Genomic DNA, 26,699 nt, shown 5'->3' with positions numbered 1-26,699 from the left:
TCGAATCGGCGCCTTTGTACCAGGGGCACCATGAGGAGACAGATCAAGGGCTGCCCAGTGTGCAGGCCGGACCCGAAGCTGTACACGGTGACGATGTGTGGAGGCAGGTATCGGTGGTTACGACGTAGCGAGCCCCTTTGTCGGAGGTCGGGCAGCCGGCACGCGCGGACGTCCGCCGGTCGGTCCGGGCCCGGGGCTCGGACGGGGGTCAGCCGAGGGCGCGACGGGCGGCTGCGGCATCGGCGGGGTTCCAGCCGCGTCGTGGGACGGAGCTGAGCAGCAAGCGTGTGTAGGGGTGATGAGGCGCGTCCAGGACCTCGGCCGTAGGGCCCGTCTCCACCACCTGTCCCTCCCTGAGGACCATCACCTCGTCGGTGATGTGACGGACGACGGCGAGGTCGTGAGTGACGAAGAGTAAGCCGATGCCGACCTCGCGCCGGATGGTGCCCAGGAGTTCGAGGACCTGCGCCTGAATGGACACGTCCAAGGCCGCCACGGCCTCGTCGAGGACGAGGACGCGCGGTTCGGCGGCCAGCGCGCGGGCGATCGCTACGCGCTGTCGCTGGCCGCCGGACAGCTTGCCGGGCAGGGCGGCCGCCTCCCGTTCCCTGAGCCCGACCTGGTCGAGGAGCTCGGCGACGCGTTCGTGCCGGGACGTCGCCTCCATCGGGAAGTGGAGGCGCAGGACCTCCTCGACGCACCGGCCCACGGTCACCCGCGGATCGAGGGAAAGGTACGGATCCTGGAAGACCATCTGGATCTCGCGTGCGCGGGCGAGGCGCTCGGCTCTGCCCCGGGCGGGTGCCGAGCGGTCACGTCCGCCGATGCGGATGGTGTCGCCGTCGGGGCGCTCCAGGCCGACGAGCATCCGCACCGTCGTGGTCTTGCCACTGCCGGATTCGCCGACGATGCCGAGGGAGGAGCCCGGCGGCAGGGTGAAGGACACGTCCTCCACCGCCGTGTGGTCTCCGTACCGTTTGCACAGCTTCTGAACGACGAGTGCCTCGGTCGCCCCGGTCACAGTCTGATCCCTTCGTCGGCGCGGTGGCACGCGGCGAGTCCGTCGCCGTGGTGCTCAAGTTCGGGTGTCTCCTCGGAACAGCGTGGCTGCGCATGGGCGCAGCGCGCCGCGAAGGCGCACCCTGGTGGGGACTCGGCGAGGGAGACCGGCCGGCCCGGGATGGGGCGTGGAGCGGCGGCTCCGGCCTCGATACGGGGCGTGGAGGCGAGGAGTCCCGCCGTATACGGGTGGCGTGGGCGGTCGAACAGCGCGTCGGGGCCGCTGGTTTCGACGATCCGGCCCGCGTACATGACGTACTCGCGGTCGCAGATCGCCGAGGCCAGTTCGAGGTCGTGGGTGACGAAGAGCATTCCGGTGCCGCGTGCGGCCTGGAGGCGCGTGAGGATGGCGATGATCTCCGCCTGGGTGGTGACGTCGAGGGCCGTGGTCGGCTCGTCGGCGACCAGCAGGGCGGGTTCTCCCGCGAGGGCGGCCGCGATGACCACGCGCTGGAGCATCCCGCCGGAGAACTGGTGCGGGTAGCGGCGCAGCGCGCCCCGCGGATCTCGGATGCCCACGGCGTCGAGGAGCTCCTCGGCCCGCTTCTCGGCCACGGCGGCGGGCGTGCCCGCACCGCGCAGTCCCTCGGTGAGGAAGTCGCCCACGCGGCGCAGCGGGTTCACGGACGCGCGCGGGTCCTGGTAGATCATCGCAACCTGTCTGGCACGCAGCCCGGCCAGTTCGGCGCGCTTCATGGTCAGGACGTCGCGGCCCGCGACCCGCACCTCACCACGCGTCAGCGCCCGAGGCGGCAGCAGCCCGAGCACACTGCCGCACGCGACCGACTTGCCCGATCCGGACTCGCCGACCAGGCCCACGGTCTCGCCGGCGTCGACCCGTCATGGCGCTCACCGCTCCCGCTTCGCGATTCGGTCGGCGAGCCCTTCGCCGACGATGCCGAAGGCGACCACGGCGAGGACGATGCACGCGGACGGTGCGAGCGCCGGCAGCATCGCCCCCCGACCGGGTGGTGGACGATCTGCTTGCCGCCCGTATCCCCGTCGTCAGCGACGGATCGGTGGACGGCAGACCTGGAGCGCACTGGGTGGACGTCGATGCCGAGGAGGCGGTCCGCGAAACCCTGGAGCATCTGGCATCGCAGGGCGCCCGGCGGACGGCGCTGGTGCTGCCCGACAGCACCACCCGCTTCCACCGGGGCGTGCTGGCGGCCTACCGGAACTGGTGTGCCACACGCGGCTGCACGGCCCGGCCGTCCGGGCGGTCGACAGCGCGCTGACCGCTGCCGAACGGCCCGACGCCCTCTTCGTGGTGGCGGAGCTCAGCCCGCCGCTCGTCCTGGAGGTGGCGCGCCGCCACGGCTACGACGTGCCAGGTGACCTTCTCGTGGTGTGTGTGAGCGAGGACGGTACGGCCGAGCACACCGAACCTCCGATCTCGACGCTGAGCCTTCAGCCACGGGAGGTCGCCGAGGCAGGGATCGAACTCCTCGTCGCCGCCCTGGAGAACGGCGACGAAGGGCTCACGGGCGTGCTCGTGCCGACGCGCCTACTGGTCCGGGAGTCCTCGCGGCGGCCGTCCTAGGACCTCATGCGGAGTGCACCTGAGTGCCGCCGACGTAGGTGCGCAGGACCTGGGCCTCGGCGATCTCCTCCGGCGGAAGCGTGAAGATGTCCCGGTCCAGCACCACCAGGTCGGCCAGGTGGCCGGGGAGCAGACTGCCGGTGTCGTCGAGCCCGTTCACATGTGCCGAGCCGGCGGTGTAGGCGGCGACCGCGGTGGCGAGGTCGAGGCGCTGCTCCGGCAGGAATACCCGGCCGTCGGTGGCCCCGGGCTCCATCCGGTTCACCGCGACATGGATTCCGGCGATCGGGTCGGGACTGCTGACAGGCCAGTCGCTGCCCGCGGCCAGGGTGGCTCCAGCACGCAGGAGGGAGCCGAACGGGTATTGCCAGGAGGCCCGTTCGGGTCCGAGGAAGGGGATCGTCAGCTCGTCCATCTGGGGTTCGTGTGCGGCCCAGAGCGGCTGGATGTTGGCGATGGCGCCGAGCCGTGCGAAGCGATCCAGATCGTCGGGGTGGACCACCTGGAGGTGGGCGAGATGGTGGCGGTTGCCACGTCGCCCATGGGCCTCGACGGCTGCCTCGACCGCGTCCAGGGCCTCGCGCACCGCCCGGTCGCCGAGCGCGTGGAAGTGGACCTGGAAGTCGTGGGCGTCGAGTTCGGTGACGTACGAGCGCAGGGCGACGGGGTCGACGAAGCTCATCCCCGAGTTGGCGGTGGCGCAGCCGCAGCCGTCGAGGTAGGGGGTGGTCATGGCCGCCGTGAAGTTCTCGGCGATGCCGTCCTGCATGATCTTCACCGTACGGGCCCGGAACCGTCCGTGGCTCAACTGCTCCCGCTGGGACAGCAGCTCAGGGATCTGCGCGGCCCCTCGCTCGCGGTCCCACCAAAGGGCCCCGGAAACCCGGGCGGTGAGCGTGCCTTCACGGGCGGCCGTCAGATAGGCGTCGGACGGGTCCGGATTGCCGCCGAACACGCCCAGCAGGGCGTCCTGCCAGCCGGTGATACCGAGGGAATGCAGCAGCTTCTGGGCCCGCAGCAGACCGGCGAGGCGGTCCGCCGGCGTGCTCGGCGGCACGATCCGGGAGACCAGGGCGGTGGCGCCCTCCTGCAGCATCCCGCTCGGGGTGCCGTCCGGTTCGCGCTCGATCCGGCCGTCGACAGGATCAGCGGATTCCCGTGTGAGACCGGCCAGTTCGAGCGCCCGGGTGTTGGCCCAGGCGCCGTGGTGGTCGCGGTTGGTCAGAAGAACGGGGCGGTCCGGGATCACGGAGTCGAGGAGCTGCCGGGTGGGCAGTCCGCCGTCGAAGCTCTCCATGGACCAGCCGCCGCCCGTGATCCACGAACGGTCCGGGTGCGCGTCGGCGTAGGAGCGTATGCGGGTGAGGTAGTCCTCGACGCCCACCGTTCCGGTCAGATCGCACTCGACCAGTTCCATTCCGCCGAACACGGCGTGGATGTGGGAGTCCTGGAATCCGGGAAGCAGCAACTTGCCCTGGAGATCGATGACTTCGGTGTCCGGGCCGATCAGTTCGCGCACTTCGTCATGGCCGACGGCGGTGATGCGCTCGCCCGTGACGGCCAGGCTGCTTGCCCGGGTGCGCGCGGGATCGCCCGTATGGATGGGGCCACGGGTGAAGATCAGATCGGGCTTGGCCATGAGGTGCTCCGAGGCGGGAGGGAGGGACGTGTCGAACGGTCATGCAACCGAGGTGCCCATTCACATGTCAATGCTGTTGTCGTAAGGCGTCCGGTGAGGGGCCGAGGAGTGGTGGGGTGCAGGCGGCCGGGGGCGCCGTGCTGTCGGTACGGTTGATCGTCGGGGACGGCAATCGGCGGCCTCGGTGGAACCGACGGGCACCACCTCCGCGACCGCGCGCCCGCCGTCGGCGGTGATCTGTTCCACGGCCGCGGCAGCGGCCTTCGCGTCCACGTCGTTGACGACGACGGCCGCGCCCGAGGCGGCGAGTGAGCGGGCGTAGGCCAGCCCCAGACCGCGGCCGCTGCCGGTCACGACGGCGACCTTGCCGGAGAGATCCATGCTGCTTCCTTTCGTGAAGGCCGGTGCGCGGGTGCGGGACGGGCGACCACGGCGGAGACCGGCGGAGAGGCCAAAGCTAGTAGCGTGTCGCTGTTTAGTTATGGCGTGTCTGGTTGGGAGGTTGGTGTCTTATGACAACGCTGTAGACTTCATGGCCCCCAAACGGTCTGATGGCGGTACTCGCAGGCATATCCCTCCACTGCGTCGAGCGCTCCGCGCCCCGCCGCCGGCCGACACCGCCAGAGAGGTCCCGCATGACGGAACACATCATCCGTACCAGTCACGGACCGGTGCGTGGTGAACGCACCGAGACAGGCGTCCGCTTCCTCGGCATTCCCTACGCCCGCCCGCCGGTCGGGCCGCTCCGCTTCGCCGCGCCCGTCCCCCCGGAGCCGTGGGCCGATGTCCTCGACGCCCGCGCGTACGGACCCACCGCGCAGCGCCGTCCGTTCGCCGAGGTCACCACCATCCCTGAGCCCTGCATTCCCGGTGACTCCACCCTGAACCTCAATGTGTTCACCCCGGCCCGCACCGCCGGGGAGACCGGCCTACCCGTCCTGGTGTGGATCCACGGCGGAGGCTTCGTCGCGGGCTGCTCGGCCAGCCCCTGGTACGACGGCACGACCTTCAGCCGCGACGGAGTGGTCCTGGTGTCGCTGGGCTACCGGCTCGGCATCGAGGGCTTCCTGCACCTGGACAATTCACCCGACAACCGTGGGGTGCTTGACTGGATCGCAGCCCTGCGGTGGGTTCGGGAGAACATCGCCGCCTTCGGCGGGGACCCGGACAAGGTGACCGTCGCCGGACAGTCGGCAGGCGGCGGCGCGGTCCAGACACTCCTGGCCACGCCGGCCGCGGCGGGCCTGTTCCGGGCAGCGATCTCGGCTTCGGGCGCGGTCATGCGACCGCAGGGCCCCGAGCTCGCGGCGACCGTCTCCGAACTCTTCACCGCACGCACCGGAGTGCCCGCCACGGCCGCGGCGCTCCAGAACCTGACGGACGAGGAGATCCTCGCCCTCCAGGACGCGTTGAACGCCCCCGGTCCCGATCGTGATGCCCTCCCGATGCTGGTCCTCGCACCCTTCGCCGACGGAGAGCTGATCCCCGAACCCGTACCGGACGCGCTGACCATTGGCACGGCGGGCCAGGACATCCCGCTGATGATCGGCTGCACCGCGCACGAGTTCAACGGAGCCGCGGAGGGAGCGGCCGGTCAGGCTCTCACCGACGAGATCTTCCGTGCACCCGCCCTTGCCATCGCCGAGTCCCGGGCGAGCCGTGATCTCCCCACGTGGCTCTACCAGTTCGACTGGACCGCGACGGCACCCGCGTTCGAGGGCTTGGCCCACCACTGCGCCGACCTTCCCTTCGCGTTCGACCTCCTGGGTGCCGAGGGGGTCGACAAGGCGTTGGGAGAGGCGCCCCCGCAGCGGCTCGCCGACGCCGTGCACGCGGCCTGGGTCGCCTTCGTCCGCGACCTCGATCCCGGCGCGGCCTGGCCCGCGTACTCCACCGAGCGGCGCGAGACCCGTATGTGGAACACGGACTCCCGCACGGAGTGCGACCCGCTCCGCTCCGTACGGGAGACCTGGCTGGGTGCGGAGACCTGACCACGGTCTCCGCGCCCCGTCTCCGTACACTCCGAAGGCCGCCAGGGTGGACCTCGCACACGTCGACATTCGAGCAGGCTGGAGCCCGGTGATCGGCATCCTGGCGGGGGTACCGGCCCGGCGAACAGTCAAGGGCGACAACCTGGCAACCTGGTGAGGGATAGGGTTCGGCTGAGAAGAATCCGCTCGGTGCACGGGAGCTGCGCCGGGGCCGAACACGGTGGCCGCCCGAGGAGGAACCGGATGCTGCAGGCGCTGGGATTGGGCCCGGCCGAAGAGGCCATCTACACGGCACTGCTGGACCGCCCGACAGCCTCCGCGCAGACCCTCGCCCGGCAAACCGGACTCGACAAGGCCGAGAGCATGCGCATCCTGCTCGACCTGGCGGCGCGCGGCCTGGTGGCCGTTGCCACCGAGGCCGAGAGCGGGGCACCCGACCCGGCCGATTGCGATGCCGGTCTCCGGCCTCCCCACTACCGGCTCACACCGCCCTCGGTCGCCCTGGCCCCGGTCCTCGTCGAGCAGCGCAACGCGCTGCACCAGGCCGAGACCGCGTTCTCGATGCTGACCGAGCAGTACCGCAGCACCGCCGCACACACTGCGGGCGGTTTCGTGGAGGTGGTCGTCGGTGTGGAGCAGGTCGCACACCGGTTCCACCAACTGCAGCGCGGCGCTCAGCGGGAGTTGCTCGTCTTCCTCGTCGGCGCGCCCATCGCGGTCCCGCGCGAGGATACCGACACGTCGGAGAGCTCCGCGCTGGACCGCGGGGTCGACTTCCGGGTCGTGGCTGACAAGAACTATCTTGACAGTCACGACGTCGTACAGGACGTGCGGGCGGCCGTCACGGCAGGCATCGAGCTTCGCCTGGTCGATTCGCTGCCGCTGAAGATGGTCGTGTCGGACCGGGAGCGCGCCATGGTGCCGCTGGACATGGCGGACTCAGGCGGTGAGCCGAGCGCAATCGTTGTGCACCGCAGCGGCCTGCTGACGGCCCTGGTCCATCTCTTCGACAAGGAATGGGCCCAGGCCCGACCGATGTACACCACTGCCGCGGGCGTACGCGAGGAGCAGGCAGCCGGTCAGCAGCCGACCGAGGAGGAAATGGAGGTCCTGGCCCTGCTGCTGGCAGGGATCTCGGACCGGCGGGCGGCATCCCAACTCGGTCTCTCCATACGCACCGTGGAGCGGCGGATACGCCATCTGATGGACCTTGCCGGGGTGGAGTCGCGCCTGCAACTCGGATGGCACGCTGCACGTGCGGGCTGGCTTTGACCTCCTCTTCGGCCTGACAGCCAAGGATTTTCCGTCTGCCGGTGGCCCCTGCGAGGGTGGCCGCCAACTCCTGGCGGGTTCTGCATCGCCGCCGACGGGCCCGTTCCCCGGTGGTGGATCGGAGTCCGCACGGATCCGGCGGAATCGGCGTCACGGAAGGAGCTTGAGGCAGGCCGGGGTCTGCTGCTGGTCAAGGAGCCGGGGAATGTGCCCCGCGCCCCTTCGGCGAGATCATCCGGGCGAGCGTCGGCCCGGCGAAGCGTGCCCCCATCTGCCGGGCCCGAAGATCCACCGAGCTGACGAGCCGATTGATGTGACCGCGTGACGGAATACCGCCACGTGGGAAACCCGTCACGCGCGGCATCCCCACTCAATCCACACGTCTGACAGGCTGCAGCCGCAGTTTGGCATATGTTCATGGCTCACATAGGGAGATTCATGCGTTCCATAACGCGTATGGCCTTGGGCACGGCGACCGCCGCCGTCCTGGCCGTTACCGCAGTCGCGCCTTCCGGGGCTGCGGATACGCCGCCTGACGGTGCCTCGGGGAAGAGGCCCATCGTCGGCAGCAAGACCGCGGCAACGGGTGGCAAGCAGGTGACGGTCACGCTCGTCACCGGCGACAAGGTGCTGGTGACCACGGATACGTCGGGCCGCAGCTCGGCGGCGGTGCTGCCCCGCAAGGACGGCACGCAGCCGATGGTCCAGACCTATCAGAGGGGCAAGGACCTTTACGTCTACCCGGAGGGCGCCTCCCAGGCGATCGCCGAGGGCAAGGTCGACGAGCAGCTGTTCAACGTCACTGGGCTCATCCGCCAGGGATACGACGACGCGCACACCGACACGCTGCCGCTCATCGCCACCTACCAGAACAGTGTGAACGTTGCCGAAAGCGCGCCGGCGGCCCCTCGCGGGTCCGAGCGGGGCCTGAGCCTCCCCGCTGTGGACGGCGTCGCGCTCAAGGCAGGCAAGGACACCGCCGCCGCCTTCTGGCAGGACGTCACCGACACCCGCTCACGTTCCGGCTCCACGCTGAAGAAGCTGTGGCTGGACGGCAAGGTCGAGGCCACGCTGGACCGGTCCACCAAGCAGGTGCACGCGCCGGAGGCCTGGGCGGCCGGCTACGACGGCAAGGGCACCAAGGTCGCCGTGCTGGACACGGGCGTGGATGCCGAGCACCCGGACCTGGTGAACCGGGTGGACGCGTCCAAGAACTTCACGGATTCCAAGACCACCAACGACTATGTGGGCCACGGCACGCACACCGCCTCCACGGTCGGCGGGTCCGGAGCGGCGAGTGACGGCCGCAAGAAGGGCGTCGCCCCCGGTTCCTCCCTGCTCGTCGGCAAGGTCCTCAACGACGCTGGCTACGGCCTGGACTCCTGGATCATCGCGGGTATGCAGTGGGCCGTCGACCAGAAGGCCGACGTCGTCTCCATGAGCCTGGGCAATCCCAGGATCGGCGACTGCGCCGACCCGATGGCCCAGGCCACGCAGGAGCTGTCGAAGAGCAAGCACACCTTGTTCGTCGTCGCCGCCGGCAACTCCGGCCCGGGCGCCGAGACCGTTTCCTCGCCCGGCTGTGTGCCCGGCGTGCTGACCGTGGGCGCCGTCGACCGCGACGACACCACCGCGCAGTTCTCCAGCCGCGGTCCGGTGGCCGTCACCCACACCCTCAAGCCCGAGATCGCCGCCCCCGGCGTCGACATCTCGGCGGCCGCCGCGGGCGGCCGCGGTGTCTATGCCTACCGGACGATGTCGGGCACCTCCATGGCGACCCCGCATGTCGCGGGCGCTGCGGCCGTCGTCCGCCAGGCGCACCCGGACTGGACCGCGCAGCAGATCAAGGCTGCCCTGGTCTCCTCCGCCCGCACCGGCGGCAAGGTCGCCGGCGCCGACCAGACCGGCGGTGGGGTGCTTGACGTGTTCGGCGCGGTGAACCAGAAGGCGCTCTCCGCGCCGGCTGTCCAGGCCGGCAGCTACAACTGGCCGCAGGACGCGTCGGACCGCACCACCGTGCAGGTGCCCTTCACCAACACCAGCGACAGCGACCTGACGCTCCATCTGAAGCTCAGCGGTGTGCACGGCAACGACGGCAGCGACGTCACCTCCGGAATCATCAAGCCGGAGCAGAACAAGGTGACGGTCCCGGCGGGGGCCACCGCTCAGGTGCCGGTGCGGATCGACCCCACCGCTCGTCTGAAGCCCGCCCAGTACGGTGCGGTCACCGGCCGGATCCTGGCCACCGGCGGCGATGTGCACGTCTCCGTGCCCGTCACCCTCTACGTCCAGCCGGATACGGTCACCCTCCGGGTCAAGGTCGTCGACCGTAACGGCAAGCCCGCGACCGGCGCCTCCTCCCTGGACGTCGCCAGCATCGACTCCGACGAGGGCGAGCGCCGCACCAACGCGGGTGCGCCCGAGCAGACCTACCGTGTGCGCCCGGGCGACTACGCCCTCAGCAGCTTCGTGGCGACGCCCGACGCGAGCAACAAGCCCGAATCGGTCAGCTACCTCGCCCACCCGCAGATGCGGATCACCAAGGACACCACCGTCGTCCTCGACGCCCGCAAGGCCCACCAGCTGAGCCTGCGCACCGACCGCCCCTCGACGCTGCGGGGCACCACGTTGAACTACGCCCGCACGTGGGACGACACCTGGCAGCTGAGCGGAACACTCATGGCCGACGGCGATGTGCAGAAGTTCTACGCGGACATCGACGGACGCGCTCAGAAGGGCACCTTCGTGTTCCGGCCCACCTGGCGCGCGACCGGCTCCGAGGACGGCTCGTCCTACGTCTACAACCTGTCGTTCCCGACCGAGGGGCCGCTGCACTCCGACCAGGCCTACCAGCCGAATGACTCCCGGCTGGCCCAGGTCACCGAGACGTGGCATGCCATGGGCAAGGAGGCCGACTACATCGACGCGCTGTTCCTCCGTCCCTCCGGGAGCAGCGGCACCCAGATCCCCGTGAGCCTGTACCAGACGGTCCACGTGCCTGGTACCCGCACCGCCTACTACACGACCGGCGACGACGCCTGGTCCCACGGCGCGATGACCAGCTTCCCGTTCGCCGCGTTCATGGGCGACCAGGACCGCACCTACAAGGCCGGGCAGCGGAGCGCCGAGGAGTGGTACGGCGGCCCCCTGCGACCGGGCGCGGCGCGCGATGCCGACGGCAACCTGATGCTGGCCGCCGAGCGTCAGGGCAACCTGTTCGGCATCCAGAACGCCCTCTGGGTCGACGGCTCCGGCGACCACTGGACCTACGGCGGGTCGTTCGGCGACATCGGCAACATGTCGCTGAAGCGCAACGGTGAGGAGATCGGCAGACTCACCTACCCGTACGGCGTGTTCGAGGTGCCGGACGAGGACTCCGCGTACGAGCTCACCCAGCACCTGGAGAAGATCTACACTGGCGACCGCAACTGGCTGCGTTCCACTGCCGCCGACACCACCTGGAGTTTCCGCTCCCACCGGGAGCCGGACGTCTACTCCCGCGGCCTGCCGCTTCTCCACCCGGCGTACGACCTGCCGGTGGACGGCATGAACACCCTGCCCGCGCAGAGCGGCATCGAGGTCGGCCTGTCGGTCGAGGGTCACGCCGGGTACACCGCGGGCGCGATCACAGCGGCCTCGCTGTCCTACTCCTACGACGGCGGCACCACCTGGACCCAGGCGCCGACCGAGCAGCAGGACGGCAAGTGGACGGCCGTCCTCGACCACACCGGCGCCGCCGACAAGCAGGTCATGACGAAGGCCACCTTCACCGACGCCAACGGCAACGCGGTCACCCAGACCATCACCCGCGCCTACGACGTCCGGTAGCCACACGGTCCGGCCGGGCGGTCCCCGCAACAGGGGGCCCGCCCGGCCAACGCCGACTCCCCGTCTTCTCCAAAGTGCCGCGGCCCACATCAGCACAGTGATGCAGCTGCGGGTCCCAACCCGCACGGCACCTTCCGTCTCGACAGGGGCACGTGTCCGGAACTGCCCTTGACCACTTCCGCGGCAGGCTCCGACCAGGCCGCCGACGGTGCTGTCCGCACCCGCGACCGGGATCACGACAGTTCTGCTCACGAGGCGGATAGACCTGCTGGGTGGGAAGATTATGAGGATTGTTCCCGGCCGACCGGTGACGGGAGGAGCGGACATGGAGATCAAGCCGCAGGCGGCGGTCATCCCCGAGATCGACCAGCTCGAGCAGGGGAAATACGGACCTGTGTTTCCGAAGACACCGGCGTGTTACGGGTTCACCATCGTTGCGAAGGTCAAGCCGGGCAGGGCCGCCGCGATGCGTGCCTACGGCAACACTCTGGCCGAGGCTTTGAAGGAAGACCCCTATCTCCTCGCGCCACTGAAGTTGCACTACCTGCGCTGGGTGCTTTTCGACGACGACGCGCGCTTCATGTATCAGGGGATCTTCGATACCGATTTCGACAAATACACCGAGGACGCCATCGCGCTTTTCGGTAAGGCAGGGGTGAACACGGCCTTCGAGAACCTCGAAGGGTTTCCCGAGGACTGGCGGACCAACCCTGAGGCGTTCGTCAGGTTTGTGCGCGAACACCACTGTCCGAGCTTCATTGAGTACGGGGAGTATCCGTACGTGTCCGCTGATGAGATCAAGAAGGCTCTGCGGATCAAGGACGCCCTGTCGGAGATGCTCGACCAGTTGCAGTGAGAGCGGGCTGTCGTGTGCTTCTCCCATTGCGGATCGGAGACGAGATGACCGAGGTCAGGACCGCGCGTACGTACAATCAGAACCACAACCCGCGCGAATACACCCCTGGTCGGCGACGGGTGAGCATCTACGTCTCGTGGAGCTATCCGGCCGAGGCGGGCCGGAATCCGGCTGAGCTGGACAACCGGTTCTCCACGATGACGGAGGTCAGGCGGGTGGCGTGGCCTGCCTACGAGGACCCGAAGTGGTCCGACCCGTTGAATTTCCAGCAGGGCATCTCCGGCTCACTGGAATTGTTCTTCTGGGCCTGGGTGCCGTTCCAGCAGTTCGTCGAGGAGGTCACCGGGCACCCCGTCCCCGTGTATCAGCGTATCGACCAGGCCGGATTCCGGACCCCACTCGACGAACGCGTACTGGCCGACACCGACACTCTCTTCGTGTTCGGGCTGGACCACATGGTCACCGGGCAGGAGGCCCGGCCCGAGGAGGTTGAGGCACTGCGGACCTTCCTTGGCCGGGAGGACGCCCGTCTTGTCCTGGGGCCTCACCATGACGTCGGGGCATCGGACGATTTGACCGTGCGGGACGTGGAGTATCACCACCACGGCGATCCCTTGGTCCCCCGCCAGCAACGATTCGCCGCCTACGTCCGTGGCTTGATGCAGGGCCTCGCGGTGCCGGTCGAGAACCGCTACGGACTGCGACCCGCGGTGCGGGAGAAGAACAAGATCGCCCCGCTCTCCACGGTGAGGGACCTGGACGCGAAAGGGTGGCTGGACGGGGTGACGAACTTCAATTTCCACCAGCACCTTCCGCATTACGCCGTGACGACCGAAGAGTCGGATGTCATACGCGTGTTGGCCCGGCAGCCGATAGACACCTCCAGGCCGCACCCGTTCATCGAGGCCGGCAACACCGAGTTCAACATGTTCCTGTGGATGCCTCCGAGCGGTGAGCGGGCCGGCGATGTGCTGCTGGCGGACTCCACGATCTTCAGTTCGCTGTTCGGCGGTGACGAAAGTCTGCGGAACTTCTGGCGGAACCTCGTCTCGAAGTAGTACCGCAGGGAGGCGAACCGTGAGTGGTTCTGAGCAAGTTGCGTTGGAACTCGACGATATTCAGCGCGGGGTTCTCAGCCCTCGCCCCACCCCCTACGCGGCGACCTACCTTGTGTTCCGCGTCGATGACCGGGCGGCCGGCCGGAATCTGATGCGGCGCGCGAGCGCGGTGGTGACCTCCGCCGCCGACTCGGTCAGCCCCCGGGGGGACACCTGGGTCAGTGTCGCGGTCACCTTTCACGGACTCAAGGCCCTGGGTGTGCAGAGCGCATCGCTGGGCACGTTCGCCTGGGAGTTCCGGCAGGGGATGGCCGCCAGGGCCCGGACGCTGGGCGATGTCGGCGAGAGCAGTCCCGAGAACTGGGAAGCACCGCTGGGCACGCCGGACATCCATGTGGTGCTCGCGGCGGTCGCGCCTGGCCTCCCGCAGTTGGAGGAGGCTCTCGATCGGGCCCGTCCCGTGTACGACCACCTTTCCGGTGTGACCGCGATCTGGCGGCAGGACTGCTACGCGCTGCCCACCGAGACCGAGCATTTCGGCTACCGCGACGGCGTCAGCCATCCAGCCGTCGAAGGAAGCGGCATCGCCGGGTCGAACCGGCTGGAGTTGCCGTTGAAGGCCGGGGAGTTCGTGCTCGGCTACCGGGACGAGATCGGCGGTCTCCAGACCCCTCAGCCGGAGGTGCTGGGGCGCAACGGCAGCTACGCGGTCTTCCGAAAGCTCCACCAGGACGTCGCCGCGTTCCGGCGCTATCTGCGGGACAACGCCACTTCTCCCGAAGACGAGGAACTGCTCGCGGCCAAGATCATGGGACGCTGGCGCAGCGGAGCCCCCCTCGCGCTCAGTCCGCAGCACGACGACCCCGCTCTCGGCGCCGACGGGGACCGCCGCAACACCTTCCTGTACGAGCGGGACGACCCGGCGGGATTCATCACGCCCGGCGGCTGCCACATCCGCCGGGCAAACCCTCGCGACGCCTCGGTGGCGGGAGAAGTGCGACTGCACCGCATGATCAGACGCGGCGCCGTCTACGGTCCGCCGCTGCCCGAGGGAGTCCTGGCGGACGACGGGGCCGATCGCGGCCTGATGTTCGCGTTCATCGGGGCGCACCTCGGGCGGCAGTTCGAGTTCGTCCAGTCGGAATGGATGAACGACGGCGTCTTCTTCGGCGCGGGCAACACCAAGGACCCCGTTACCGGATCCCACGACGGAGTCACCGGCCTCACCATTCCCCGGCGGCCGCTGCGACGGCGCCTCACGCCACTGCCGCGGTTCGTCGTGACCCGCGGCGGCGAGTACTGCTTTCTGCCGAGCCTGAGCGCCCTGCGCCGGCTCGGGGAACTCCAGAACTGACAATGTGGTCACTCACGCGGTGGCATCACCCCGGGATGACGGCAGTGTCGTCGTCCGCCCGGTCGGCGACGTCGGGCATTGGTCCGGTGGCCCACACCGGGGTGTCGAACGCTGTCGAGTCGCTGACCAGGCAGTCGCCCCCCGACTTCCGCCGCCCTGGACCTGGACCTGGGCCTGGGCCCGGACCTGGGCCTTGGCGATGGGAAGGTCGACGAACTTGGCCACGATACGGCCTGACCACGCCCGTGGTCAGGCCGTCCGGCTTCTGCCGCGACGCTGTCAGCCCGCGAACCGGGCCATCCACGCCTCGACTTCGTCCGCCGACCGCGGCAGGCCCGCCGACAGGTTCTCGTGGCCGTCCTGGGTCACGACCAGGTCGTCCTCGATCCGGACGCCGATGCCGCGCCACTCCTCGGGCACGGTGAGGTCGTCCGGCTGGAAGTACAGACCGGGCTCGACGGTGAGCACCATGCCCGGCTCCAGTACGCCGTCGACGTATTCCTCGTGCCGGGCCTGCGCGCAGTCATGGACGTCCAGACCGAGCATGTGACCGGTGCCCGCCATGGTGAAGCGACGCTGGAGGCCGAGTTCGTACGCGCGATCGGCCGGGCCTTCGATGAAGCCCCACTCGACCAGCCGGGCCGCCAGGTGGCGCTGGGACGCCTCGTGGAAGTCACGGTATGCGGCACCCGGCTTGACGGCGGCCATGCCGGCCTCCTGGGCCTCGTACACCGCGTCGTACACCTTGCGCTGCACGGGTGCAAAAGTGCCGCTGATCGGAAGAGTGCGTGTGACGTCGGCGGTGTAGAGGGTGTGGGTCTCCACGCCGGCGTCGAGCAGGAGCAGGTCCCCCGGGCGCACCGGACCGTCGTTGTCCGTCCAGTGCATGATCGTGGCGTGCTCACCTGCGGCGCAGATCGATCCGTAGCCCACCGAGTTGCCCTCAAGGCGTGCACGGCGGAAGAACGTGCCCTCGATCCACCGCTCGGACGACGCGACCGCCCGGGAGAGCTCACCGATCACATCGGTGAATCCGCGTACGGTGGAGTCCACGGCCTTGCGGAGCTCGGCGATCTCCCAGTCGTCCTTGACGAGGCGGAGATCACTGAGTGCCTCTTCCAGTTCGGCGTCGCGCTCCTCCTCGGTGGTGACGACGGCCTCGAGGGTCGGATCGAGACCGCGGACGATCCGCGTCGGCGTACCGGAGGCGGCGGCCAGGTCGTCGGCCGCCGTGCGGACGTCGCGGCAGGGCAGGCCGAGCACGAGCTCCGACTCGGCGAGGGAGCGGCGTCGGCCCATCCACAGCTCCGCCGTGGAGCCTACCCAGAATTCGTCGTTGTCCCTGCTGTCCCGCGGCAGCTGGTAGCAGTAGGCGTCATGGCCGCCGTCGGCACGGGGTTCGAGGACGAGCGCGCCGTCCCTGGCCCGGTCTCCGGTCATGTGCACATAGCCCGAGTACGGGCGGAACGGGTAGGTGTCGTCGTTGGAACGGACCTTGAGATTCCCCGAGGGGATCACCAGGCGTTCGCCGGGGAAGCGCGTGGAGAGCGCGGCGCGGCGGCGGGCCGCGTGCGGAGCCTGCTCGCCGAGCCGCAGGTCGTGCCGTTCGGTGTCCGCCCATCCCGTCCGCATCAGAGCGGACAGTTCCTCGGAGATCCCTGTGTAGAGACCGTTCTTTCGCGCTTTCGCCACGTCATACACCTTCTTCTGGGTGGGTTGCTCGCCGGCGAGGGGCAGGGGGAGCCCTGCGGACAGGTCGGGCTCCCTTCCGGTGCGGCCCGGACGCCCTCGCTGCCGCCGGTCGCCGGCGGCTCTCGGACCGTAACCCGCACCGCACGCCCTTGGTGCCGAGGACCGCCACTGGCACAGATCGGCCACAGCGACGCGAGGAGTCGTCGATAATTCGGCGTATGAAGAACGTGAAACTCGGCGAGGCCCTTCGGCTTCTGGGCATCGACCAGGCGGCGGGCCAGGTCTATCTGGCGCTGCTGGAGCTGGCCCCCGCTCCGTTGAGTGTGATCGGAACCACGGCCGGTCTGGACGGTGCGGAACTCGACACGGCGTACGGCGTGCTGGTGGACGCTGGTCTGGCCAGTGCCGCCGAGCAGGGCGGGGACGTGGTGGCCCCGGTTCCGCCCGCCGCGGGCCTGGAGATCCTCGCCCGGCACCGGGCAGCCGAACTCGAGGAGTCGCGTATCACCGTCGGGGGCGCGTTCGAGTCGTTCCGGCGACAGCGGCTCGCCGCGTACAACGACAATCTCGTCGAGGTCGTCACCGGCGACGCCATCGGCCCCAGGATTCGTCATGCTTGGGCGAGCGCCCGCGATCAGATTCGGCAGTTCGAGTCGCCACCGTATTTCCCGTTGTCCGAGGCCACGGACGACGCGCTGGCCACGCTCGCCCGCGGGGTGACGCAGCGGGTCGTGTACTCGCGGGAGTCCCTGGAGCATCCGGGCCATCTGAGGGAGGTCATCGAACCGTGCGTCAAGGCCGGCGAGCAGGTCAGAGTGATGCCGTCGGTGCCGGTCAAACTCGTGATCATCGACGAGGCGTACGCGCTCGTGTCGTTGTCGATCAAAGAGGCCGACGTGCACAACACCATGCTGGTCGTGCAGCCGTGCGGCCTGCTCTCCGCGCTCGTGGCACTGTTCGAACAGTGCTGGCAGAGCGCCCTGCCGTTCCATGGCCGCACCACCCGCCCAGGCGGTCTGCCGCCCGCCGACCGCCGCCTGCTCTGGCTCCTCGCGGGTGGAGCGAGCGACGAAGTCATCGCCCGTGAGATGGAAATCAGTCGCCGCACGCTGCACCGCCGCCTGCAGATCCTGATGGCTCACCTGGGCGCCGAGAGCCGCTTCCAGCTGGCCTTGCAGGCCCAGCGCTGCGGATGGCTGTGACCGGCACGCTGCCAGGCGAATCGGACGCGAGCGGCTCGCTCGTTCCGGGCGGACGCTGTCGAGGGCTCGGTCACATTCGAGAGGAGAAGGGAACTTCCTCCAACCACAGCGCTCTCGCCGGAGCGCGTCGGTGGGTGGGCACCGCGTGCGTGGTGCAGGGGTGCGCGAGGGCCCGGGTTCCGGCAGGGATGAATCCGGGGACATGACCTCCGCCCTTCGGTCAGTGCGCTTTCCGGACATACCGCGCCAGTGGGGCATGTTCGCCACATCGCGTGGATGCGTGAGACCCGGGGGCGGCGGGGCTCGCCGGGCATGCTCGTGCGCGCGGCCCGGCGAGCCGGCGGCCTGCGGACGGCCCGGTTCAGCCCCCGGTGGCCCAGGTGCGGCGCGCCCAGTCGGCGAAGCCCGTCCAGTGGATCTGCGGGTGGGCGGCATGGAGGGCGGGGATGTCGACGCGGTAGCCGGGGCCGTTCAGGAACGTCCACATCGCGTGCATGTCCGGATTGCCGATGGCCGTCAGCGGGACGTACTCGTGGCGGACCTCCCGTCCCAGCGCCGCGCCGAGCGCGGTCGCCATCTGCGTGGGAGTGGGTGCGTCGCCGGCCAGGTCGATGCGCTGTCCGATGTACGGAGCGGGGTCGAGCAGCACGTCCGCGGCGAACGCGCCGAGGTCGGGCCGGGCGAGCTGCTGCAACGGCCGATCGGGCGGCAGCGGGAGATCGAGCACGCCGTCGAGGATGCGCCGCGCTCCGCCGAGCGCGTTGTCGAAGAAGTACGTCGGCCCCAGGATTGTGTACGGCACATCGCCCGCGGCCAGTTCCGCCTCGATGCGCGCCTTGCTCTCGAAATGCGGTACCCCGCTGTCCTGGCCGGCCCCGGCGACCGAGCTGAACACGAGATGTGGAACGCGTTCCTGCGCCGCTGCGGCGAGGATCGCCCGCCCCTGTTCCACCTCCGCCTCGACGCCGGCCTCGAAGGGGGTGGTGAACGCGAAGACACCGGCCACCCCCTTCATGGCCGCGGCGAGCGACCCGGGATCGTTCAGGGAACCCGCAACCACCTCCACACCCCGGTCGGCCAGTTGCCGCGCGGCACTCCGGCCGGGGTCGCGGACCAGCGCCCTGATCCGGGCCCCGCGGACGAGCAGCGCGTCGGTCACGGCACCGCCCTGCCCGCCCGTCGCGGCAAGCACCAGGATCTGCTCATGCGCCATGGATGAAATCCCTTCTCTGCAGCGGGGCATCGGATCCGAAGCCGGCCCCGACGGTAACCATCCGTCACACACAGCAGCGCATGACGCAGACTCGCCCGAGACGGGCGCTGGAGGAATCGATCCCGTGCGCGCACAGTCATGACGCCCGTGCGGCCGGCGCCCAGCGTTCCCCACCGCACACGATTGCCGTTGGGGCCGGTGACCAGCAACAGGCCGGGGCCGGACAGGGCTGTGGTGAGGGGCACGGACGGACCGGGCAGCGGCAGGCCGGTCGTCTACACATATGGCATGGCCGGCCGCTGCCGGGCCGCCGATGGCGTGCAGTGTTACCTGCGGGGGCGAGCGCGGATGCGGGGCCCTGCCTCGCAATGTCTGCCTGTGACGAGCACTTTGATGGCCACGGCCATCGCGATCGTCGGCACTCTGCTGGGCAGCGGACTGACGGCGTTTGCGACTGCTCGGACTGAGCGGAGGAAGAACGAGGCTCCCGAACGGCGGTAATGACTTCAAGAGGCCGCACAAGATCGCAAGAGACGACTGGGGGCTCACTGGGCAGGCCTGCTGATGCGGATCAGCGTTTGCTGCCCGTTGGCGACGAGCTTGCGCTCGCCATCTTCCCGGACACCGTACACCTCCAACTGGCAGACAGTCAGGGTGCGTCCGGGTTTCAGGACGGTGCCGATCGCCTCCAGGCGGTCGCCGACGGCGGGTGCGAGGAGGTTGATCTTGTACTCGACGGTGAGGACGTCGGAGTCCTCGGAGAACAGCGTGAGCGCCGCGTAACCGCCGGCGCTGTCCGCGATGGCACTGGTCGCTCCCGCGTGGACGTAGCCGTGCTGCTGGGACACCTCTGGACGGGCCAGAAGAACGATGTGCACGCGGCCTGGGCCGATGTGTGCGAGGCGCGCGCCGAGGTGGGCCATGAGGCCCTGGCGGTCGAAGCTGTCCTGAACACGCTTCTGCACGGCGGGGCTTGCCTGTTCCTGCTGCGTCTGGTCTTCCACGTACATGCTCTCCTTCGAGTCCGTGTCGGGTGGAGCGGGACAAGTTCCTCAGCCGGCCAGGCGTTCCACGAGCAGGAAGGCGCCGATGGCGATCATCATGGCACCGCTGATGCGGGTGACGGCCCGGGCGGCCGAGGCCGGGTCTTCAGGACTGCGCGGGCCAGGACACCGACGGCAAGGCAGACAACGGAGCATGCGGTCAGGTGCGGCATGCCGAGCAGCCCGGTCCGCGCGGCGACCGGCCAGCCGTGGGCGATATCAATGAACTGCGGAAACAGACGTACTGCAACAGCGCCTTCAGGTTCGGGCCGCTGGTCCCGGCCCCCTTGAGCACGACCTGCACGCGGGAGGTGTCCGCGCTCTCACCAGCGGCAGCCCGTATGACCGGCTGTCACAGAACGCCACATCCCGGCCGCAGCAGGTAGCCGGCGCCCGTCACGGTCAGGGGCTCGTGCCGGTGCGTTCAGGCGCGTCGGCAGCCGCGGTTGAAAGCGTCATCAGCGAGCCCATGTCGCCGGCGCTGCGGGACGTGCGTTCCCTGCTGCCGCTGCCCCTTCCCACGCCCTGGAGCACGTCGATCCGGCGGGCGTTCGGCGACGGGGCCATTGTGGGGCTGTGGTCGGTGCGCTCCGAGGCGTACGGCCTGAACACCGGTTCGCGTTCGGAATCAGGGCGGCTGGTGCGGCTGGTGCTGGTCGGCGACCTGCGGCGGGATCCTCAGTCCTGCAACTTCGCGGAATTGATCTTTTAGGGTTCGTAACCGATAAGCTCCCGGTGGTGCCCACGAGTTGACCGATCGTAACCGATCGGCTCGTGGTGCGTACTCATCAGTGCGGTCTCCACGCGCACTCCCCTGTTCGATTGTTTTGCTTCGAAGGATGCAGATGGAACTCGCCACTCCGCCTCCGGCTGCGCGGGCCCCTGTCGCCTGGCGCAGCTGGTGGCTGATGCCACTGGGCCTGGGAGGCGGGACGATAGCCGCCACGTTCATGAGCTCGGAGCGGATAACCGTGGCCGTCGCCGGATTTGCGGCGACGGCCGCCGGCACCGTGTGCGTACGCCTTCTCCTGCGCACCCGCGCGCAGTTGAGCCGGGCCGAGGAGGCTCACCGCAACGCACAGGCCGAGCACTCTCAGCAGTGGCAGCAGCATGTGGCCGGCATGGAGCGGAATTTCGGCACCCAGCTCGCCGCCCGGGAGGGACAGCTCGCCGAGCAGGCGCGGACGTACGAGGCGCAGCTGGCGGAGCAGGTCACGGCGTTCGAGACCCGGTTCGCTGAGCAGGCCGAGTCCTTGCAGGAGCGCGTGGACCACCATCTGGCCGCGGTGTCCCGGCTAGGCGACGAGCAACTGCCCGACGCGATGCGGCGGCTGCGCGCCGGCGACGCCATCGACGACATTCTGCCGGACGTCGAGCAGCGCGTGAAGGCCGGTGCCGACCTGCAGGCCGAACTGGGCAAGGTCATCAGGACCGCGCTGATCGGTATCGAGGCCGAGATCGACCGCTCGACCTCCGCCGAACAGGCGGTCATCGGTGTCGGTAACCGCATCCACGTCCTGACCAGCAAGCTCCGTGGCCGGCTGCACGACATGCAGGGCGAGCATGGCCGGCTGCCGGCCGTCGCCGGGGGCCTGATGGAACTCGACCAGGCCATCGGCCCCGCCGACTGCCTCGCCGCCAGCATCGGCGTGCTCGGCGGCTCCGACCGCCCGGGCCGGCAGTGGCAGGATCCGCAGCGTCTGCTGAGTGTGGTGCGCGGCGGCATCGGCCGGATCAAGGACTTCCAACGCGTCCAGGTGCGCCATCTGCCCGAACTGGGTGTCGACGGCGGCCTGGTGGACCATCTGACGCTGATCTTCGCCCACCTGCTGGACAACGCCGCGCGGTACTCGCCGCCCGCCGAGCCGGTGGTTGTCTCCGGCAAGGAGGTCCCCAACGGCGTCGGTATCGAGATCCAGGACTCCGGCAAGGGCCTGAGCGAGGAGAAGAAGAGCGAGGCCGAACACGCCCTCGCGGGCTCCGCGCCCGGCGCGGGCCTCGGCGGTATCTCGGAGGACGCGAACATCGGCCTGCGCGTCGTCGGTATCCTCGCCCGCCGCTACGGCATCCGCGTTACCTTCGCCGACTCGCCGTGGCTGGGCACCTCCGTCGTGGTCGTCGTACCGCACAAGTACTTCAGCCCGCTGCCGACTCTCGCCTCGCCCCCGGCGCCCGCCGTCACCGCTCCGGAGACCGCGTCGGCCGGGGACGCCCCGCCCGCCGTCGCACAGGCGGCCCCGGAGCACGGACCGACCGCAGTCTCTGCCCCCGCCGATGAGGCCGTGGACACCACGCCGGGCGGTCTGCCCCGGCGCCGGAGCCGACGCGGTGAGCCGGCTACCGGATCGACGCCGTCAGAGCGCGCCGACCGGGCTGCCGTCTTCGCCGTTCCGCCGGACGCCTCCTTCGCCGGCCTCGCTGCCTTTGCCGCAGCTGGACGCGACCCCGGCCCGTCGGCCTGCGCCTCCCCGACACCCGAGGCCGCGGGCGACCGTGACACGACCGTCGGTGGAGCGTCCACCGAGCACCGTACTGAAGAGAGCGACTAGTCCCCATGACGCACCAGGGAACAGACGTGAGCTGGGCGCTGCGCGACCTTGTGGAGAGCATCCAGGAGATCCGCTTCGCCCTCGTGGCCTCCAGCGACGGCAAGGCCATCACCGCCCACGGCGCCGAAGACCCCGACGACGTGGACCGCTTCGCCGCCGTGGTGGCCGGGCTGCAGGCCCTGGCCCAACCGGTTGCCGAGCAGTTCCCGCAGCACGCGGGGCAGCTGCGACTGGCGATGATCGAAGTGGACGGCGGGCACCTCTTCGTGGTCCGCGCGGGCATGGAGGCGTATCTCGGTGTCCTGGCCCGCGAGGGCCTCGACCAGGGCCTGCTCGGTCACCAGATGAGGGACCTCGCCCGCAGAATGGGTGAACTCCTCGGCACCACGCCGCGCCTGGAGGAGCGCTCTGGATGAGTGCTCTCCGCGGGCCGGCCGACCCGTCCGGTCTTGAGCGTTACTACGTCCTCACCGGAGGGCGCAGCGGACCGGGCGGTTCGGCTTCGACTCTCGACGTGGCGACCCTCGTGGTCTCACGGGCTGTCCCCCTGCCGGGTATGCAGCACGAGCACGAGGAGATCCTTCGGCGATGCCGCGATCCGCTGGCGGTGGCGGAACTCGGTGCCCACCTCCATCTGCCCTTCAACATTCTCGCGGTGCTGCTGTCCGACCTGCTCCAGGCGGGCCGTATCGAAGCCCGTGACCCCATCCCGGCACACGACGCCGGGCGCGGCCCCGACCTGGCGCTCCTTGAGGAGGTACTCAGTGGACTTCAAAGGCTTTGACCAACCCGGGCGGTCGGGTGCCGGGGGCACCCGCTCGGTGAAGGTGATGATCGCCGGAGGCTTCGGCACGGGCAAGACCACCATGGTCCGCTCGGTCAGCGATATCAAGCCGCTGACCACCGAGGAGACTCTCACCGAGGCCAGCGCCGACGTCGACCACCTCATCGGCGTCGCCGAGAAGACACAGACCACCGTCAGCCTGGACTTCGGCAAGATCGGCCTCAACGACTCGCTGATGCTGTACCTGTTCGGTACGCCCGGCCAGGAGCGGTTCTGGTTCCTGTGGAACGGTCTGTTCAAGGGTGCGCTCGGTGCGGTCGTCCTGGTGGACACCCGGAGGCTGGCCTCCAGCTTCCGGGCGATCGAGGAGATGGAGCGGCAGAAGGTTCCCTTCGTCATCGCGCTCAATGTCTTCCCTGACTCCTGTGACTACCCGGTCGATGAGATCCGCGACGCCCTGGACATCCCCCCGCATACGCCGGTCGTCTCCTTCGACGCCCGCGACCGGGCCGCCAGCCGTGATGTGCTCGTCACCCTGATCCGGCATCTGAAGGACCGCTCGGTCACCGCCCTGGAGCTCCGATGAACGACCAGACCCTGCCCGGACCCGTTGACGGCGGATGCCCCGTCGTCAACGGAGAGGACGTCATCCGGCTCTACGGCCCCGCGGTGTCGACCGATCCCCACGTCATCTACAGACGGCTGCGGGGGGAGTACGGCTCCGTCGCGCCCGTGCTGCTGGAGGGCGACGTCCCCGCCTGGCTGGTGCTCGGCTACCGGGAGAACCGGCGGGTGCTGGACAACCCCCTGCAGTTCAGCCGCGACTCGCGGATCTGGCGGGACTTCAGGGAGGGCCGGATCGACGCGACGTCCCCGCTGATGCAGATGGTGGGATGGCGCCCGGACTGCGTCTCGCAGGACGGCGAACCGCACCGCCGGCTGCGCGGGGCGGTGACCGACAACCTGTACGCCGTAGCCGGCCGGGGCATCCGACGTCATATCACGCACTTCGCGAACAAGCAGATCGACGCGTTCGCCGACACCGGCCGGGCCGACCTGGTGGCCGACTTCGCCGAATACCTGCCGATGCTCGTCCTCACCCGCGTCTTCGGACTCGCCGAGAGAGAAGGGCGCAACCTCGCCGAGTCGAGCAAGCAGGTGATCAAGGGCGGCGCGGACGCCCTCACGCACAACGAGCGCATCATGGGCATCCTCGGTGAACTCGCCGCGCGCAAGCGCACGGAACCCGGATCCGACTTCGCTTCCGGCCTCATCGAGCACCACTCCGGTCTCGACGAGGAGGAGATCGTCAACCACCTGCGCCTGGTGCTGATTACAGCCCACACCATGACCAGTAACCTGCTGGCCCGGGCGCTCCAGCTCGTCCTCACCGACGCCTCCTGGCTGTCCGGTCTCGTGAGCGGGCAGCTGAACCTGTCCGCGGTCGTGGAGGAGGTGATGTGGAACTCCCCGCCGCTCGCGGTGCTGCCGGGGCGGTTCGCCACCGCCGACCTGGAACTCGGCGGCTGCCCGGTCAAAGAGGGCGATCTGCTCGTGCTGGGCCTCGCGGCCGGCAACCACGACCCCGAGATCCGCCCCGACACCGGTATCTCGGTCCAGGGCAACGCCTCGCACCTTGCCTTCAGCGCCGGCCCGCACGAATGCCCCGGACAGAACCTGGGCCAGGCCATCATCGAGACGGCGGTCGACGTCCTGCTGCACCGGCTGCCGGGGCTGCGCCTGGCGGTGTCGCCGTCGGAACTCACCTCCACGGCCTCCACCTGGGAGTCGCGGCTGGACAGCCTGCCGGTCGAATTCGCCGTCTGACCGCACCGCCCGGCAGGGCGGTGCGCTTGCCTCACATGGTCAGAAGGTCGTCCACCGATCCCCGCCCGGCAGGGCGGTGCGCTCGCCTCACATGGTCAGAAGGTCGTCCACCGATCCCCGCCCGGCCAACTCGGCGGTGGCCACCGGGCCGTCCTTGTCCGCGGCGTACCGGCCGGTGGTCAGCGCCCACTCGTAGTTGCCGTTGATCCAGTGGCGGACGCCTTCCACGCCCATCCCCACCCGGGCCCGCTCATCCGCGTCGAGGCCCAGTTCGTCGCACATCTGCGGGACGCGGGCCTCAAGACCGAGGTACTCGTCGAGGCAGCCGGTCGTCATGCGGTACGCCTCGTCAGAGGCCTCCTGCCACGAGTAGTCCCGCTCCCGGCGCAGGACGGCGATGAGGTTGTGGCCGTCCCCGCGACGCCGTTCGCGCTCGAAGGAGTGGATGTCGTTCATGAACCCAATGGTGTCCGCGGCCAGATCCCGCATCCGTTCCATCAGCGGATGCGCCATCGCCGCAGCCGGCACTTCGAAGCCGCGGCTGCGCTCGCCCGCGTCGATGCTGTGATGGATGCCGACGGTGCGGCGCCGAAAGCCGGCATACGCGTCCAGCCCGAGCGTCGCGGCCATCCCGCGGGCTGCGAGGTCCACCTCCTCACAGTGCGCCACCAGGAACCGCCCCCAGGAGGCGGCGAACCGTGCCTGCCATGTCAGGGACATCCCATTCGACAGATACTCCCAGACCTCCACCCAGGCCAGGGTGATGGGGCAGACCACCCGTGGCGCGGTGCCCGCCGGACGCAGTGGCGTGGCGATCAGCTCCCGCGCCACCTCCGCTATCCGGTCCGCCCGGTCCGCCCGGCCGGCATCGAACTGGTCGTCGAAGAGAAAGGCCAGGGAGAACCAATTCATCAGAACAACCAGGTCGTCCGCCGAGGCGTGCGGGTAGGTGCGGGCCGCGGCCTGTGAGAGGTCCCAGGACTGGTATTCCTCGAAGCCGGCCTGGCTGCGCACCAGCCCCCTCTCCCGCACCCAGAGCAGATGGCGGTCGCGGGCGTACTCCAGATGCGGGCTGACGGGAGTGTTGAAGGGGAGGTCGAACCGGACGTGCTGAGGCATGTGCTTCCTTTCGGGAGACGGAGCGCAGAGTCCCCCGCCCTGCGAACGAGCGGCCACGCGGACCGCCCGCACACTCGAACTGGGCTTTATCATGTGAAAGTTGAACGGGGGACGCTACGACGATGCCTCACCCTAAATGATCTACACGGCGCCCAGTCGTGATCTTCGATGACGCTCGCGTCTCATTTCGCCGCGCACGCTCCGCGGCCCACAGACGTCAGTGCCACCCGCGCCGACGCGATCGCCTCCACCGGCCCAGTGAGCAGGCCGTGGTTTCATACGACGAGGTCCGCCGCTCCTGACACCGACAGCACCACCCGCCTCCACCAAGACAACGATCACGCACGGCAGCACGAAGGACAGGTACTGGAGGTCCTGCGGCAAGGCAGAGCGGACGTCGGCAAGGACGAGGCCGCCGCCCGTGAAGCCGATTCCCTCGGCACCGAGCTTGCGGGAGCTGACCGGCCGTCACGAGCGCACCCGCACCCGCATGGTGGAGCTCACCTCATGGCTGGTCGATGAGATCTGGCGCGACGAGCGCCGCGAGGAGCCGATCCGCGCCGACTGCTCAAGCAGATGCGCACCGCACTGATCGAGCCGCCCACGGCCGACCAGGTCACCACCATTGTCTGCTCAGCCCTCCACCAGGCCGAAGAGCGTGCGATCGAAG

General features: G+C 69.5%; 23 protein-coding genes and 2 pseudogenes. 16 read left to right on the top strand and 9 right to left on the bottom strand.

Annotation, left to right across the window (positions count from 1 at the left end; all coding sequences use genetic code 11):
* Positions 1 to 208: 208 nt before the first annotated feature.
* From OG936_RS01950 to OG936_RS01940, 3 genes and pseudogenes are all read right to left on the bottom strand, one after another.
* Positions 209 to 1,021 (bottom strand): ABC transporter ATP-binding protein, encoded by an 813-nt coding sequence (locus OG936_RS01950; RefSeq protein WP_406492085.1) that lies wholly within the window; start codon positions 1,019 to 1,021, stop codon positions 209 to 211.
* A complete protein-coding gene (locus OG936_RS01945) occupies positions 1,018 to 1,311 on the bottom strand; it encodes an oligopeptide/dipeptide ABC transporter ATP-binding protein (protein ID WP_406500295.1) in 294 nt (97 codons plus the stop codon). The genes OG936_RS01950 and OG936_RS01945 overlap by 4 nt, the downstream gene beginning before the upstream one ends.
* Before the next feature lie 144 nt (positions 1,312 to 1,455).
* Positions 1,456 to 1,884, bottom strand: a pseudogene (locus OG936_RS01940) (ATP-binding cassette domain-containing protein); the annotation flags it as partial.
* Between the two features lie 146 nt (positions 1,885 to 2,030).
* Between OG936_RS01940 and OG936_RS01935 the strand changes: the two are divergent.
* Complete coding sequence (locus OG936_RS01935) at positions 2,031 to 2,297, top strand: hypothetical protein (protein ID WP_406492083.1); 267 nt, start codon at positions 2,031 to 2,033, stop codon at positions 2,295 to 2,297.
* Complete coding sequence (locus OG936_RS01930) at positions 2,243 to 2,602, top strand: substrate-binding domain-containing protein (protein ID WP_406492082.1); 360 nt, start codon at positions 2,243 to 2,245, stop codon at positions 2,600 to 2,602. The genes OG936_RS01935 and OG936_RS01930 overlap by 55 nt, the downstream gene beginning before the upstream one ends.
* Positions 2,603 to 2,606: 4 nt before the next feature.
* On the opposite strand, the gene OG936_RS01925 is transcribed toward OG936_RS01930, so the two are convergent.
* Positions 2,607 to 4,241 (bottom strand): amidohydrolase, encoded by a 1,635-nt coding sequence (locus tag OG936_RS01925; RefSeq protein ID WP_406492081.1) that lies wholly within the window; start codon positions 4,239 to 4,241, stop codon positions 2,607 to 2,609.
* Positions 4,242 to 4,415: 174 nt separating this feature from the next.
* A pseudogene (locus OG936_RS01920) lies at positions 4,416 to 4,622 on the bottom strand (SDR family NAD(P)-dependent oxidoreductase); the annotation flags it as partial.
* 254 nt (positions 4,623 to 4,876) lie between these two features.
* Between OG936_RS01920 and OG936_RS01915 the strand changes: the two are divergent.
* From OG936_RS01915 to OG936_RS01890, 6 genes are all read left to right on the top strand, one after another.
* A complete protein-coding gene (locus OG936_RS01915; RefSeq protein ID WP_406492080.1) occupies positions 4,877 to 6,232 on the top strand; it encodes a carboxylesterase/lipase family protein in 1,356 nt (451 codons plus the stop codon).
* A gap of 243 nt (positions 6,233 to 6,475) precedes the next feature.
* A complete protein-coding gene (locus tag OG936_RS01910) occupies positions 6,476 to 7,504 on the top strand; it encodes a helix-turn-helix domain-containing protein (protein WP_406492079.1) in 1,029 nt (342 codons plus the stop codon).
* A 438-nt stretch (positions 7,505 to 7,942) separates the two neighbouring features.
* Complete coding sequence (locus OG936_RS01905; protein WP_406492077.1) at positions 7,943 to 11,332, top strand: S8 family serine peptidase; 3,390 nt, start codon at positions 7,943 to 7,945, stop codon at positions 11,330 to 11,332.
* Positions 11,333 to 11,657: 325 nt separating this feature from the next.
* Positions 11,658 to 12,188, top strand: a complete 531-nt coding sequence (locus OG936_RS01900; protein ID WP_406492076.1) for a hypothetical protein — start codon at positions 11,658 to 11,660, stop codon at positions 12,186 to 12,188.
* 44 nt (positions 12,189 to 12,232) lie between these two features.
* Positions 12,233 to 13,246, top strand: coding sequence for a hypothetical protein (locus OG936_RS01895; protein ID WP_406492075.1), 1,014 nt, complete (start codon positions 12,233 to 12,235; stop codon positions 13,244 to 13,246).
* 19 nt (positions 13,247 to 13,265) lie between these two features.
* The gene (locus OG936_RS01890) at positions 13,266 to 14,600 is read left to right on the top strand and encodes a Dyp-type peroxidase (RefSeq protein WP_406492073.1); all 1,335 of its coding nucleotides are present in this window, start codon (positions 13,266 to 13,268) and stop codon (positions 14,598 to 14,600) included.
* Positions 14,601 to 14,879: 279 nt separating this feature from the next.
* On the opposite strand, the gene OG936_RS01885 is transcribed toward OG936_RS01890, so the two are convergent.
* Positions 14,880 to 16,292 carry an aminopeptidase P family protein gene (locus OG936_RS01885; protein ID WP_406492072.1) on the bottom strand — a complete coding sequence of 471 codons (1,413 nt, stop codon included), beginning with the start codon at positions 16,290 to 16,292 and terminating at the stop codon, positions 14,880 to 14,882.
* Positions 16,293 to 16,510: 218 nt separating this feature from the next.
* Between OG936_RS01885 and OG936_RS01880 the strand changes: the two genes are divergently transcribed.
* Positions 16,511 to 17,494 (top strand): LuxR family transcriptional regulator, encoded by a 984-nt coding sequence (locus OG936_RS01880; RefSeq protein ID WP_406492070.1) that lies wholly within the window; start codon positions 16,511 to 16,513, stop codon positions 17,492 to 17,494.
* 361 nt (positions 17,495 to 17,855) lie between these two features.
* Here OG936_RS01880 and OG936_RS01875 read toward each other — a convergent pair whose 3' ends face one another.
* Positions 17,856 to 18,707 (bottom strand): NmrA/HSCARG family protein, encoded by an 852-nt coding sequence (locus tag OG936_RS01875; RefSeq protein ID WP_406492069.1) that lies wholly within the window; start codon positions 18,705 to 18,707, stop codon positions 17,856 to 17,858.
* Positions 18,708 to 19,252: 545 nt separating this feature from the next.
* Positions 19,253 to 19,717 (bottom strand): PaaI family thioesterase, encoded by a 465-nt coding sequence (locus OG936_RS01870; protein ID WP_406492067.1) that lies wholly within the window; start codon positions 19,715 to 19,717, stop codon positions 19,253 to 19,255.
* A 502-nt stretch (positions 19,718 to 20,219) separates the two neighbouring features.
* Here OG936_RS01870 and OG936_RS01865 point away from each other — a divergent pair.
* The 6 genes from OG936_RS01865 (at position 20,220) to OG936_RS01840 (ending at position 24,910) form a co-directional block, all read left to right on the top strand.
* Positions 20,220 to 20,462 carry a hypothetical protein gene (locus tag OG936_RS01865; protein ID WP_406492066.1) on the top strand — a complete coding sequence of 81 codons (243 nt, stop codon included), beginning with the start codon at positions 20,220 to 20,222 and terminating at the stop codon, positions 20,460 to 20,462.
* Between the two features lie 133 nt (positions 20,463 to 20,595).
* Positions 20,596 to 22,299, top strand: a complete 1,704-nt coding sequence (locus OG936_RS01860) for an ATP-binding protein (protein WP_406492065.1) — start codon at positions 20,596 to 20,598, stop codon at positions 22,297 to 22,299.
* Between the two features lie 5 nt (positions 22,300 to 22,304).
* Positions 22,305 to 22,715: a roadblock/LC7 domain-containing protein gene (locus OG936_RS01855; RefSeq protein ID WP_266744637.1), complete on the top strand. Its 411-nt coding sequence runs from the start codon at positions 22,305 to 22,307 to the stop codon at positions 22,713 to 22,715.
* Complete coding sequence (locus OG936_RS01850) at positions 22,712 to 23,083, top strand: DUF742 domain-containing protein (RefSeq protein ID WP_266744636.1); 372 nt, start codon at positions 22,712 to 22,714, stop codon at positions 23,081 to 23,083. Before OG936_RS01855 ends, OG936_RS01850 begins: the two co-directional genes overlap by 4 nt.
* On the top strand, positions 23,064 to 23,669 hold the full coding sequence (locus OG936_RS01845) for a GTP-binding protein (RefSeq protein WP_406492064.1): 606 nt from the start codon (positions 23,064 to 23,066) through the stop codon (positions 23,667 to 23,669). The genes OG936_RS01850 and OG936_RS01845 overlap by 20 nt, the downstream gene beginning before the upstream one ends.
* Positions 23,666 to 24,910 carry a cytochrome P450 gene (locus tag OG936_RS01840; protein WP_406492062.1) on the top strand — a complete coding sequence of 415 codons (1,245 nt, stop codon included), beginning with the start codon at positions 23,666 to 23,668 and terminating at the stop codon, positions 24,908 to 24,910. Before OG936_RS01845 ends, OG936_RS01840 begins: the two co-directional genes overlap by 4 nt.
* An 87-nt stretch (positions 24,911 to 24,997) precedes the next feature.
* Here the strand turns inward: OG936_RS01840 and OG936_RS01835 are convergent, their stop codons facing one another.
* A complete protein-coding gene (locus OG936_RS01835) occupies positions 24,998 to 26,029 on the bottom strand; it encodes a 7-epi-alpha-eudesmol synthase (protein ID WP_406492060.1) in 1,032 nt (343 codons plus the stop codon).
* Between the two features lie 421 nt (positions 26,030 to 26,450).
* Between OG936_RS01835 and OG936_RS01830 the strand changes: the two genes are divergently transcribed.
* On the top strand, positions 26,451 to 26,621 hold the full coding sequence (locus OG936_RS01830; protein WP_406492058.1) for a hypothetical protein: 171 nt from the start codon (positions 26,451 to 26,453) through the stop codon (positions 26,619 to 26,621).
* The last annotated feature ends 78 nt before the right edge of the window (positions 26,622 to 26,699 follow it).

It is taken from the genome of Streptomyces sp. NBC_00846, assembly GCF_045207325.1.
Lineage (GTDB): Bacteria > Actinomycetota > Actinomycetes > Streptomycetales > Streptomycetaceae > Streptomyces.
This window is presented reverse-complemented; position numbering and strand designations above follow the sequence as displayed.